This is a genomic window from Prevotella jejuni (assembly GCF_900187995.1).
Lineage (GTDB): Bacteria > Bacteroidota > Bacteroidia > Bacteroidales > Bacteroidaceae > Prevotella > Prevotella jejuni.
Genome location: NZ_FZNZ01000008.1, coordinates 1 through 12,767, shown reverse-complemented (window position 1 = coordinate 12,767; position 12,767 = coordinate 1). Strand labels below are relative to the sequence as shown.

The window sequence follows — 12,767 nt, the reverse complement described above, 5'->3', positions numbered from 1 at the left end:
GGAGAAAAAGTAATTTTTTCTCAAAATACTTGCTTGTAAAGAATAAAAGTAATACATTTGTAGGCGAATATAAACGAAATCGAAGATATGAAGAAGCTTTATGTATCTTTCCGTTACTTCTATTTTTACTTTGCAGAAAAGTGCAAAGCGGGAAGTTGCGTATAGATTTCAACTTAAGAGAATATAGTCTTTTTAGAAATACAAAACGAAACGGTCCTGCTCAACATAGAGTGGGATCGTTTTCGTTTTAGTACAAGTTAGTTGATAACCAATAGACAGATGAAGCGAATGAAACGAATAGCTATACAAGGAGAGTATGGGAGTTTTCACGATATTGCAGCCCATCTATATTTTGCAAATGAGCAGATACAACTCACTTGCTGCGCTACCTTTGAGGATGTATTTGCTGAGGTGAGGGGTGATTCAGCTGCTATTGCTATGCTTGCAATAGAGAACACGATAGCAGGGAGCCTGTTGCATAATTACGATCTACTGCGTCAATCAGGTACAATGGTCGTTGGTGAGCAGCGTCTACATATCCAACACTGTATCTGTTGTTTGCCAGATGATGACTGGTCAACCATTGTTGAGGTACATTCTCACCCTGTAGCCCTTATGCAATGCCGTTCTTTCCTTAGTAATCATCCTAATATAAAGGCAGTAGAAGCTGACGATACCGCTGGTTCAGCAGCTTATATTGTAGAGAACCAATGCCATGGTTGTGCTGCAATATGTTCAGCTGACGCCGCAAGACTTTATGGTCTGAAGATTTTGGAAGACTCAATTGAAGACAATAAACATAACTTCACACGTTTCCTTGTGGCTTGTCATCCACAGAAAGCCGCCCTCCTTCGCTCCTTGGCAGAGGTGGATAAGTCGAGTATAGTCTTCTCTCTCCCACATGAAGAAGGCTCTTTAAGTAAGGTGTTAACCATCCTCTCCTTCTATGACATCAATCTTACGAAGATTCAGTCATTGCCTGTTATCGGTCACGAGTGGGAGTATCTCTTCTATGTAGACTTGACCTTCGATAACTTTACACGCTATCGTCAGGCAATAGATGCCATCACTCCTTTGGTGAAAAGTATCAAGATATTGGGGGAGTATAAGGAGAATTAGAGGGAAGGAGTACTGAGGTAATGCCTCAGTAGATGGAACACAAGGACACAATATAAACTAAGTAGCTTATGATACAGCCAGCAAATAGAGTGCAGGAGGTGCAAGAATACTACTTCTCACGCAAACTGAAGGAGGTAGCGAAGATGAATGCTGAAGGAAAGGATATCATCTCCTTGGCCATTGGCAGCCCAGATATGCCACCGTCAAAACAAACTGTTGATAAACTCTGTGAGGTAGCCAGTCTATCGTCAGAGCATGGTTATCAGCCTACAATAGGTACGTCAGAACTCCGTACGGCTATGGCTGGCTTTTATAAACGGTGGTATGATGTAGAGATAGATGCTGCTACAGAGGTACAACCCCTCATTGGCTCTAAGGAAGGAATCCTACATGTCACCTTGGCCTTCGTAAATCCTGGCGAGCAGGTGTTGGTTCCTAATCCAGGTTATCCTACCTACACAGCACTCTCCCGACTATTGGGAGCAGAGGTGGTCACCTATGACTTGAGGGAAGACAAGGGTTGGCAACCTGATTTCGATGCATTAGAGCAAATGGACCTGAGTCGAGTTCGGCTGATGTGGACCAACTATCCGAATATGCCAACAGGTGGGAATGCTTGTCGAGAGACCTATCAACGCTTAGTAGACTTCGCTCGTCGACATGGTATAGTTGTCGTTAACGATAACCCCTATTCGTTTATTCTCAATGAAGGGGATAAGTTGAGCCTGTTACAAGTACCTGGCGCAAAGGATTGCTGTATTGAATTTAACTCCCTTTCGAAGTCATATAATATGCCAGGCTGGCGTGTTGGAATGTGCGTTACCAACCCAACATTCATCTCATGGATACTGAAAGTGAAGAGTAATATCGACTCTGGAACCTTCAGAGGTATTCAGTTAGCAGCAGCCGAAGCTATGAACACGAATACAGATGAGTGGCATCAGCACTATAACATAGCCGTTTATCGCTCCCGTCGAGTTATCGCAGAAGAGATAATGTCACTATTAGGTTGCACCTATGATAAGGCTCAAGTCGGTATGTTTCTATGGGGTAAGATACCCGAGACGTATGTTGATGCAGAACAACTGACAGAGCGTGTGTTACATGAAGCACGTGTGTTTATAGCGCCTGGTTTCATCTTTGGTAGTAATGGTCGACGTTATGTACGCCTCTCTCTATGTGCAAAAGACGAGCAGATGAAGGAAGCCTACGACCGTATTGCATCTTTAGACTGGTAAAATAAGGTTATATGCATCATTTATATTACCTTTGGAGAATAATTAAGAAAGTAAAGACTAAAAGATAGATAATTATGGAGTTAGAGTTAGAACCTTTACGACTACCGAGCGATAAGGAACGCCCTATAGTTATTGCTGGTCCTTGTTCGGCTGAAACAGAAGAACAGGTGATGTCTACAGCACGCAATCTTGCAGCCAAGGGATGCCATATCTTCCGTGCAGGTATATGGAAACCACGGACGAAACCGGGTGGTTTTGAGGGTAATGGTGAGATGGCCTTACCATGGATGAAGCAAGTGAAAGAAGAGACAGGAATGCTGATTGCTACCGAAGTAGCTACACCTGAGCATGTTGAGGCTGCCTTGAAGTATGATATGGACATCTTGTGGATAGGTGCAAGAACGTCTGCTAATCCTTTTGCAGTGCAGGCTTTGGCTGATGCCTTACAAGGAGTAGACATCCCAGTATTGGTTAAGAACCCAGTAAACCCAGACCTTGAGCTGTGGATAGGGGCACTTCTTCGTCTTAATCAAGCGGGCTTGAAGCGACTGGGTGTTATCCATCGAGGTTTCTCAAGTTATGAAAAGAAAATCTATAGAAATGCTCCTATGTGGCAGATTCCTATTGAGTTGCGTCGAAGAATACCTGGTTTGCCAATTATCTGTGACCCAAGTCATATTGGAGGACGGCGTGACTTGATTGCGCCTCTTTGCCAACAGGCGATGGACTTAGGGTTTGATGGTCTGATTGTTGAGAGTCATTGTAGTCCGGAGAAGGCATGGAGTGATGCCGCACAGCAGGTCACCCCTGATATACTCGATTATATCCTTTCTCTCTTAGTGGTGCGTGATTATAGCTCAACCACCGAAGAGCTGCGTTTCCTTCGTACACAGATAGACGAGATAGACAACTCTTTAATGGGTCTACTTGCCAAGCGTTTCCGTATTTGTCGAGAGATAGGAACCTTCAAGAAGGAGCACAACATGACCATTCTTCAGGCTGGTCGATACAATGAAATCCTTGAGAAGCGTGGTGCACAAGCAAGTCTTTGTGGTATGGATGCCAACTTTGCTGCTCAAGTCTTTGAACTCATACATGAGGAAAGTGTACGTCAACAACTGGAGATAGTGAATAAGTAGGGTAGTGGGTGTTGGGTGATGGGTGTTAGGTGTTGATGAATAGTGATCGTAAACACCCACCACTAATCACTCACCACCTATCATTTATCACCCAACACTACAATTCATCACCACCCAACACTTAACACCTAACACCCAAGCAAACATGAGAATACTAATTATGGGAGCAGGAAAAATGGGGAGTTTCTTCATCGACTTGCTCAGTTTCGACCATGAAGTGGCTGCTTACGAGAAGGATGCACGCCGTCTTCGCTTTACTTATAACTGTCAGAGGTTTACGTCTTTGGAGGAAGTGAAAGGTTTTCAACCAGAGCTTGTCATCAATGCTGTAACAGTGAAATATACGTTATCAGCATTTGAAGAGGTGCTACCCGTATTACCGAAGGACTGTATCTTGTCTGATATCAGTTCGGTGAAGACGGGCCTGAAAACGTGGTATGATCAATGTGGCCACCCTTACGTCTCTACACATCCTATGTTTGGTCCGACCTTTGCTAACCTCAATCAGCTAAGTGAAGAGAATGCTATCATTATCAGTGAAGGCGATTATATGGGTCGAAACTTCTTTAAGGACCTCTACCAGAGGCTCGGTTTGAATATATATGAGTATAGTTTCGAGGAACATGATAAGACTGTAGCTTATTCGTTGAGTATCCCTTTCGTTTCTACCTTTGTCTTTGCGGCTGTGATGAAACACCAAGATGCACCAGGTACGACCTTCAAACGGCACATGCGGATAGCTAAGGGAGTATTGAACGAAGACGATTATCTGCTGCAAGAGATTCTATTCAATCCTTATACCTATGACCAAGTGACACAGATACGCACAGAGTTAAAGGAACTGTTACAGATTATCAACGATAAAGATGCAGCTAAAATGAAAGCTTATCTAACCAAGATTCGCAATCATGTGGCACGAGATATTGAAATAAAGAAATAATTGCTATATCCTTAAAACCTAACTACTATGCGCATATTATTAACCTCCTTTCTTCTGTTGAGTACGCTTCTGTCAGTAGCTCAAACAGGTTTAACGATTGTTGAGTTCAATACCGAGAACCTGTTTGATACTCGGCATGATTCCTTAAAAGACGACCATGAGTTCTTGCCAGACTCTCCCCGTCATTGGACACGTACTAAATACTGGCAGAAACTGAATAGGATAGGACAAGCAATCATTGCTTGTGGGGAAGATAGCAGCGGTTGGTCGCTACCCGATATAGTGGGTTTATGTGAGGTGGAGAACGATAGTGTGCTCTTTGATCTTACTCGTCGTTCATTATTACGTAAGGCTCGTTATGAGTATGTGATGACTTCCTCTAATGATGCTCGTGGTATTGACGTGGCTTTATTGTACTCGCCTTTCTCCTTCCGCTTGATTAAAGCGGATACGTTACGCGTCAAGCCAATGAAGAATATGCGTCCGACTCGTGATATCCTACATGTAGAAGGCGAAATAGAAAACGGTGATACGCTACACATCTTCCTACTTCATGCACCGAGTAGAATGGGTGGCGAACTTTATTCCCGACCTTTTAGAAAACACGTGATGGAGCGGTTATGTAATGCTATAGACTCTCTTCGCCGTACTTATACAGAACCGAAACTATTGGTGATGGGCGACTTCAATGATTATGCTGACAGTCCTTCGCTTTTACTCGCATACGAACATGGGTTGTTTAATGTGTCGGCAGGGGTGCAGGGACGTAATGGTGCGAAAGGAACCTATCGTTATCATGGAGAGTGGGGTAGCCTCGACCAGATGCTCATTAGTGATAACCTACGGTCGTGGGTGGCTGGTTGTCGTATCAATGATGCACCCTTCTTGTTAGAAGAAGATACGAAATACGGCGGAGTAAAGCCCCGCCGTAACTATAATGGAATGCGTTTTAACAATGGATTTAGCGACCATTTACCACTTGTTCTACGTCTTCACCATTGAAGCAAACAACTCTCTCTTTGATTTATTTTCATGAAGAAAAATATTTTTCTTCATGAAAATAAATATTTCCGTTCGTGTAAATAAATTCTTCTTTTCATGAAAATAATTCAGAAGGAGAACTTAACTACCAATTACGATACTTATTATTAGGAAGGAGAACTTAGACTTCTAAAACGTAAACAACCACTTACTCTGAAAGAGGAAACAAAGTAATACGGTGATAGATAGCTAAAATATACGTTGAAAAGCTCGTCTACTATCCCCATTCTCCACGTAGATAACACCACAATAAACAAAACCTAACCGAGCCAAGGAGGCTTGCATAGGACGATTGTCTGCATGTGTGTCAATACGAATGGAGGAGGTAAACGACGAACAATAGCTGATGACATCTGCCATCACACCATGTACACCTTCTGCAGATGCCGCACGATGGATAACATAATAAGGTTGATCGTCGAGCCAACTACCATCATCAATACGCTGATAATTAGGCTCTGGCCCCTCTTTGAATACAAATGTTGCAATGGCCTTGCCTCCTTCATAAAGCAGATAACAATCGCCTTGCACAATGTCACGCTCTATGGTCTCTATAGCAGGATAGTTTGCTGACCATTGATTAGGATTGCCAGCTTTTATCATCTTTGCTTTCCCTTGTTCAATAAAGTCTATTACAACCGACAAATCAGCTATAGAAGCCTTCTTAACAGTACGATTATTCGACAGGTTTATTGTTTTCTTTTTTGTCATAAGATATCTCCTTTTATTACTCCAACGATACAAAAGTACAAAGAAAACCTAACATCAAGGTTCTCATAGATAGGAAAAAGACACAAAAAGAAAAAGGACAAGATGGTTACCAATAATGATGTGAAGAAAAATAGTATGTAAAATAATTGCGAATAAAGAAATTAATATGTATTTTTGTCAGCAGAATCGAATACTAACTTTATAAAACCTATGACAATGGAGAATAACCTTTTTACGCGTTCAGCTAATAGGCTGGAAGCACACCTTGGGAAGAATGCACATGAGTTTACGAAAGATGACATCAAACAAGTTGTCGAAGACTTGAACATCAAGATGGTAAACTTTATGTATCCTGCTGGTGATGGACGATTGAAAACATTGAATTTCATGCTCCACACCCCCGACTACTTGGAGACAATCCTTACAAGTGGCGAGCGCGTTGACGGCTCTTCACTCTTCAGCTTCATTGCTGCAGGAAGTAGTGACCTCTATGTAATGCCTCGTTTCTCTACGGCTTTCATCGATCCTTTCTCAGAGATTCCAACGCTTTGCATGCTCTGTTCATTCTTCGATCGTGACGGCAATCCGTTAGCTTCATCACCTGAGTACACGCTCCGAAAGGCTATGGATGCCTTTAAGAAAGTGACAGGCATGGAGTTTCAGGCTATGGGTGAGTTAGAGTATTATGTTATCCGAGAGGATGAGGGAGTGTTCCCTGCTGACGACCAACATGGTTATCACGAGAGTACACCTTTCTCTAAGGGTAACGATTTCCGCATGCGCTCTATGCAACTAATTGCCGAGTGTGGCGGAAAAATTAAGTATGGACACTCTGAGGTGGGCAACTTCGTGGAGAATGGACGCTGCTATGAACAGAACGAAATTGAGTTCTTACCAGTCCCTGCAAACGAGTGTGCGGAGCAATTACTCATTGCTAAATGGGTTATCCGCAGCTTAGGTTATGAGGAAGGACTTGATATTACTTTCGCTCCTAAGATTACTGTGGGCAAAGCCGGGTCTGGTATGCACATCCACATGCGCATAATGAAGGACGGAAAGAATATGATGTTAGACAATGGTAAGTTGTCACTGGACGCTCGTAAGGCTATTGCGGGTATGATGGATTTGGCAGAAAGTATCACTGCCTTTGGTAATAAGAACCCAACATCTTACTTCCGTCTTGTTCCACATCAGGAGGCTCCAACAAATGTATGCTGGGGTATGAGCAACCGTTCTGTGCTTGTTCGTGTACCATTAGGCTGGACTTCTGGCGAAGATATGTGCCATAAGGCTAACAACGTGGAGCCACTTACAGCACGTGACTACTCTATCAAGCAGACTGTCGAGATGCGTTCACCTGACGCTTCGGCTGATATCTATCAGCTCTTGGCTGGTCTTTGCGTTGCTTGTCGCCATGGCTTCGAGATGGCCAACGCTGAGGCAGAGGCAGAGAGAACCTTTGCTGACGGTGACATCCACGATCCAAAGAATGCTGAACGCTATGCTACATTGGCTCAACTGCCTGATAGCTGTGCTGCTTCAGCGGATTGCTTGGAACGTCAACGCAAGGTTTATGAAGAGTATGATGTGTTCTCTCCTGCCATGATTGATGGTATCATCAAACAGCTCCGCTCATACAATGACCGTACACTACGTCAAGAGATAGAGGGCAAGGAGATGATGATGGAAAAACTTGTTCGCCAGTACTTCCACTGCGGATAAAACAAAACATCTATCTAAACTGTAAATAAGATTAGTACTAACATAAAATCCCAGGCAACAAAATGGTTGTCTGGGATTTTTATAATCATCGTCTTTTACCTGTTGCAGTATGATTTACACTGAACGTAAGTCATTTCTATCTATCATTTACACATCTCTATATTTCATATAAACAATAACAAAAGAACACTAAAAAGCTGAGAGGCAAATAAAACAAAGGCAAGAAGGGATTTAGTAAGGATTTTGTCCTTATCCTTTGTAGTATTCAAATAGAAATACGTATCTTTGCATACAAGCTGAACAAAACAATGGATAAGGATATTAAAGACGTAAAGATAGCTGTGGCTGGAACTGGTTATGTGGGTCTCAGTATAGCTACATTGCTGAGTCAACACCACCCTGTAATGGCTGTTGATGTAGTTAAAGAAAAGGTGGAACTGATTAATAATAAGCGTTCGCCTATTCAAGACGATTATATAGAACAGTATTTGAGCGAGAAGGACTTAAACCTCACCGCTACGATGGATGCAGAGACGGCTTATAAAGATGCTGACTTTGTAGTCATTGCCACACCAACTAATTACGACCCTGTAAAGAACTACTTTGACACACGACATGTTGAAGAAGTCATCGAAATCGTAATGAAGGTGAATCCTAAGGCTATTATGGTGATTAAGTCGACTATCCCTGTTGGATATACAGAGAATATCAGAGCTAAATATAAGTGTGATAATATTCTCTTTGCACCCGAGTTCCTGCGTGAGAGTAAGGCGCTCTACGATAATCTTTATCCAAGTCGTATCATCATTGGTCGCCCCGAAGGTGACGAACGATTGGACTGTGCGGCCCATGTATTTGCCCAGTTATTACAAGAAGGGGCAATAGAAGAGAATATCCCAACCCTTTTCATGGGATTGACCGAGGCTGAGGCTGTAAAGCTATTTGCTAATACTTACCTCGCCCTGCGTGTTAGCTATTTCAATGAATTGGATACTTACGCTGAGGTGAAAGGGCTTGATACATCTAATATCATACAGGGAGTTTGTCTTGACCCACGTATTGGATCATTCTATAATAATCCTTCTTTTGGTTACGGAGGCTATTGCTTGCCAAAGGACACCAAACAGTTGCTTGCCAACTATGCTGATGTCCCAGAGAATCTTATCCAAGCTATTGTCGAGAGTAACCGTACTCGTAAGGACTTTATAGCCGATCAAGTGTTACACACGGCTGGTTATTATGATTACTATGACCGTGGAGACTATAATCCCGACGAAGAGAAAGAATGTATCATTGGTGTTTATCGACTGACAATGAAGTCGAATAGTGACAATTTCCGCCAAAGTTCTATCCAAGGAGTTATGAAGCGCATTAAGGCTAAAGGGGCACAAGTTATTATCTATGAGCCTACACTTGAAGACGGTGCAACCTTCTTTGGTAGTCTTGTTGTCAATAATCTTTCTGATTTCAAACGCCGTTGTCATGCTATCATTGCCAACCGCTATGATAAATGCCTTGATGATGTGAAGGAGAAAGTGTACACCAGAGATATATTTAGAAGGGATTAATATCCTCCTACTCTTCATCCTCAACCAATGTGTTAATACTTGTCACTCATGGTGCTAACAGCTATCACCATGAGTGCTAATGATATACGCCCTCCGAGAAGTGGATAGTGAAGGTTATACCCAATACCTATTATTTGCAGTAAAACCAGTAATCACAATGAATGTTGGTGACTTACACTCTAAAAGATGTGGATAAGGAACGTTATACCCATTTGTTAGTAAATGATACTTACACCACTAAGAATGTATATTTCTTACTTCGTTATATTGAGAATTAACCCTCCAACGTCAAAATAAGATTACCCGTATAAAAGAGAACCTCCAGTGAATTATATACTAACCAAATACTGTTAATATCATCCATTGCCCTTTCATTTAGAATCTTCTACCAACCCTCTATAGGCTAAACATCATCAACTCTGCTTTTAGATAAAACTATTATTCCTGTCATAGCTGTCATAGCTTTTATACTCATAACCTTCTTCTCTTCAACAAGATACAGCACACATTAAATATTAAATGTGCTATCATTTGGAAGATAAATACGCTTATAAGCAGTTTGTCCAGACCTATCACCATACTTACAGTACGCATAAAACAATGGTAACGACTTATATCATATATGCACACTATCGTAAAAGATATCTCAAACAACTATACTTAAGTGTTTAAAGATAAAAAGGCCTGTCTCACGACAAGCCTATTTATAATACAAAAACATTATGAAATAATTTATTTCGCGAACAAGATTATCATTTAATAATTCTGGCTTATGTCGCACATTTACAGGTGCGACACTTGCGTTCACAGTACCGCTCGCACTGTACGCGAATGTCATAACCCAACATTGCACCAAGGATAAAATCCTCTTCGGGCGTTAGTTGGTTAAGAGGTTTGGTTATCATCAGCCGGATGGCATCAAGACACTCCTGTCGACCGAAGAATAGATTCATACGGTCACGACCCACCGGCTGTATGATATATGGGATATTCTGATGCTCAAGACGGAGCGTGGCGAATGACTCATACTTCTTATTACAAGTATATAAGACCATCTGTCGAACACCTTTCTTGTACTCGTAGATGTGATTCATCAGCACCTTCATATCGGCGGACATCATATCTGTCATCATAGTTATCCCTTTGTATGAATAATTATATTGTAAGTTATAAGGCCTTTACAATGCTGGCTTAATAGCTTCTAACCAAGCATCAATACGACCTTCAGTCTTATCATCTTCGTTTACGTCATCCAATGCAAGGCCAACGAACTTACCGTCAACAACAGCCTCACTATCATCAAAGGTATAACCGTCTGTTGAAACACCTGGAAGAATGTTAGCACCTTCAGCTGCATCATATATCTCCTTCATTGCACTACAGAATGTATCTGAGTAGCTTTCGCTATCACCACAACCAAAGATAGCAACAGTCTTACCAGAAAGATCAGCATTCTTCAGTACGTTAATACCATCATACCAATCATCCTGCAGCTCACCTGCGCCCCAAGTAGACGACCCAAGGATAAGGTTATCATTCTCTGCTACTACATCAGCATTAAAGTCTGATACGTTAATAGCTTCAACTCCAAGTTTCTCAGCAATGGTATTTGCAATGCTTTCACATGTACCGGTTGATGAACCGTAAACAACAATTGTCTTCTTCATATTTCTTTTTACTAATTTAATTCATTATTTTCTTTACGCTTGCAAAGATACAATGAAATTATATTACGTGCAATACCTAAAAATGATGGTTTGTGCAAAATACCTACTTTTAGGGAGTCTTTAATTACATTTCATTAACTTCTTTCCATTTCTTATGTATATTCCTTTAGGTAGATTACTATCATCTGTACCCACATAGCGACCATCTAAGAGGAATATACGATTATCTGACGGTTCTTCCTTACGCTCAATAGCATTGATACCCAAAGCCTTTCTACGTAATACCTCTTGTAGTCCAGCCATAACATCAATCTGTCCATATCCATAAAGATTATTCGGATAGCTAAGTGATGAGTCATAATGCGTACATGTCTTGGCAAAGATATCCATGCAATCGGAGGTTGTCAATGTTGGATCAGCTTGTAACCAAAGAGCGATAGCACCTGTCACAACAGGCGCAGACATTGATGTTCCTGCATTAGCATTCCACGAATAGGTACGTCCATTATACTCGAAACGACGAATATCGCTCTTTAAGTCATTCTTTACAGACCCATCCTCTCTATGCGTATTACTGATATAGAAGGAGCTATATGACGATATGATGTTTTGTCCAGGAGCCATTACATCTGGCTTAATTCTCCCATCGAATGTAGGACCCATGGCCGAGAAAGGTGTGCGAACACCGTTCGTACCATTGTTATAGACCTTCTTTTCATTTAGATAGTTTATGAACTGAGTACGATATCCAGTTGCCCCAACAGAGATAACATCGGGCGAAGAGGATGGAGAGAAGACTGTTCTACTACAATCCCCAGCGTTTAGCGTAGGGTCAAGGACATCGGTAAACATCTCTCCAGACGTACGATAAAGTTCAACATCAGCATCTCTACCCACGATTTGAAGCGAGACTCTTGGATTATCTCCCAACCCCTGCTTACAACTAAGCCGTAGATCGTAAGCTGTTTCTTGGCGATTATAACTATTAGGGAAGGCGAGAACGCTCCATTTATACATCTTTCCATCCACGAGAACAGAGTCTGTGAGAAGTGAGTCCTTAGAAGAACACACTCGCACCGTACTCAAATCAACCGTTTTAGGAGATGCCACCTTATTATATATAGACACACGGAACATGAAAGGTTGACGAGACTTAGCCGTACAGCCAAAGCTCTTTGGATTACCACGCAAAAATGTTCCAGCACGTTCCTTACCAATACCTTTATGAATATAGGTGGTCTTCGCCCCATCATTCCCAGCTGAAGAAACAATGATACGTCCAGGTCCTGTTAATCCAGCAAGCAACTCGTAGTATAATTGATCATCTCCTCGAAAGTCTTGTGGACTTCCTTCACTAAAATTGATGACACATGGTTGATGATGTTGGGTAGCATAATCAAATATATACTTAAAACCAAGTGCATCCGTAGCATAGGTGTACTTATAGTAATCCCTTGGTTCTATCAATCCGTAATTGTCTGCTGCATTGTCAACAAAGACGAGGTCGGCCTCACAAGCTATCCCCGCAAAAGATTTCAGAATTTTATATCTTTCAGATAATCAATAGAATAACACCGAATAAAGAAGAAAAGGGTTACGATTTGGAAACGAGCGAGTTTCTT

General features: G+C 41.7%; 10 protein-coding genes and 1 pseudogene. 7 read left to right on the top strand and 4 right to left on the bottom strand.

Features of this window, described 5'->3' with window-relative positions:
- Positions 1-288: 288 nt before the first annotated feature.
- The 5 genes from CHB62_RS03905 (at position 289) to CHB62_RS03885 (ending at position 5,438) form a co-directional block, all read left to right on the top strand.
- The gene (locus CHB62_RS03905) at positions 289-1,119 is read left to right on the top strand and encodes a prephenate dehydratase (RefSeq protein ID WP_089365839.1); all 831 of its coding nucleotides are present in this window, start codon (positions 289-291) and stop codon (positions 1,117-1,119) included.
- A gap of 68 nt (positions 1,120-1,187) precedes the next feature.
- Positions 1,188-2,357, top strand: a complete 1,170-nt coding sequence (locus CHB62_RS03900; RefSeq protein WP_089365792.1) for a pyridoxal phosphate-dependent aminotransferase — start codon at positions 1,188-1,190, stop codon at positions 2,355-2,357.
- Positions 2,358-2,431: 74 nt separating this feature from the next.
- Positions 2,432-3,496 (top strand): bifunctional 3-deoxy-7-phosphoheptulonate synthase/chorismate mutase type II, encoded by a 1,065-nt coding sequence (locus CHB62_RS03895; RefSeq protein ID WP_089365791.1) that lies wholly within the window; start codon positions 2,432-2,434, stop codon positions 3,494-3,496.
- 145 nt (positions 3,497-3,641) lie between these two features.
- Complete coding sequence (locus CHB62_RS03890; RefSeq protein WP_089365790.1) at positions 3,642-4,436, top strand: prephenate dehydrogenase; 795 nt, start codon at positions 3,642-3,644, stop codon at positions 4,434-4,436.
- A 27-nt stretch (positions 4,437-4,463) separates the two neighbouring features.
- Positions 4,464-5,438, top strand: a complete 975-nt coding sequence (locus CHB62_RS03885; protein WP_089365789.1) for an endonuclease/exonuclease/phosphatase family protein — start codon at positions 4,464-4,466, stop codon at positions 5,436-5,438.
- Positions 5,439-5,666: 228 nt separating this feature from the next.
- Here the strand turns inward: CHB62_RS03885 and CHB62_RS03880 are convergent, their stop codons facing one another.
- A complete protein-coding gene (locus CHB62_RS03880; protein WP_089365788.1) occupies positions 5,667-6,188 on the bottom strand; it encodes a GNAT family acetyltransferase in 522 nt (173 codons plus the stop codon).
- Between the two features lie 216 nt (positions 6,189-6,404).
- On the opposite strand from CHB62_RS03880, the gene CHB62_RS03875 reads away from it, so the two are divergent.
- Both CHB62_RS03875 and CHB62_RS03870 read left to right on the top strand, forming a co-directional pair.
- Positions 6,405-7,910, top strand: coding sequence for a glutamine synthetase family protein (locus tag CHB62_RS03875; protein WP_009012937.1), 1,506 nt, complete (start codon positions 6,405-6,407; stop codon positions 7,908-7,910).
- 308 nt (positions 7,911-8,218) lie between these two features.
- Complete coding sequence (locus tag CHB62_RS03870) at positions 8,219-9,478, top strand: nucleotide sugar dehydrogenase (protein ID WP_009012936.1); 1,260 nt, start codon at positions 8,219-8,221, stop codon at positions 9,476-9,478.
- Between the two features lie 770 nt (positions 9,479-10,248).
- On the opposite strand, the gene CHB62_RS03865 is transcribed toward CHB62_RS03870, so the two are convergent.
- From CHB62_RS03865 to CHB62_RS03855, 3 genes and pseudogenes are all read right to left on the bottom strand, one after another.
- A complete protein-coding gene (locus CHB62_RS03865) occupies positions 10,249-10,608 on the bottom strand; it encodes a DUF2023 family protein (RefSeq protein ID WP_176414839.1) in 360 nt (119 codons plus the stop codon).
- 48 nt (positions 10,609-10,656) lie between these two features.
- A complete protein-coding gene (gene fldA, locus CHB62_RS03860; protein ID WP_009012932.1) occupies positions 10,657-11,145 on the bottom strand; it encodes a flavodoxin FldA in 489 nt (162 codons plus the stop codon).
- A gap of 120 nt (positions 11,146-11,265) precedes the next feature.
- Positions 11,266-12,687, bottom strand: a pseudogene (locus CHB62_RS03855) (S8 family serine peptidase); the annotation flags it as partial.
- Positions 12,688-12,767: the final 80 nt, after the last annotated feature.

Coding starts and splice junctions, on each gene's coding strand:
- CHB62_RS03890 (WP_089365790.1), top strand. CDS start 3,642: ATGAGAATACTAATTATGGGAGCAGGAAAAATGGGGAGTTTCTTCATC.
- CHB62_RS03895 (WP_089365791.1), top strand. CDS start 2,432: ATGGAGTTAGAGTTAGAACCTTTACGACTACCGAGCGATAAGGAACGC.
- CHB62_RS03870 (WP_009012936.1), top strand. CDS start 8,219: ATGGATAAGGATATTAAAGACGTAAAGATAGCTGTGGCTGGAACTGGT.
- CHB62_RS03905 (WP_089365839.1), top strand. CDS start 289: ATGAAACGAATAGCTATACAAGGAGAGTATGGGAGTTTTCACGATATT.
- CHB62_RS03865 (WP_176414839.1), bottom strand. CDS start 10,608: ATGACAGATATGATGTCCGCCGATATGAAGGTGCTGATGAATCACATC.
- CHB62_RS03880 (WP_089365788.1), bottom strand. CDS start 6,188: ATGACAAAAAAGAAAACAATAAACCTGTCGAATAATCGTACTGTTAAG.
- fldA (WP_009012932.1), bottom strand. CDS start 11,145: ATGAAGAAGACAATTGTTGTTTACGGTTCATCAACCGGTACATGTGAA.
- CHB62_RS03875 (WP_009012937.1), top strand. CDS start 6,405: ATGGAGAATAACCTTTTTACGCGTTCAGCTAATAGGCTGGAAGCACAC.
- CHB62_RS03885 (WP_089365789.1), top strand. CDS start 4,464: ATGCGCATATTATTAACCTCCTTTCTTCTGTTGAGTACGCTTCTGTCA.
- CHB62_RS03900 (WP_089365792.1), top strand. CDS start 1,188: ATGATACAGCCAGCAAATAGAGTGCAGGAGGTGCAAGAATACTACTTC.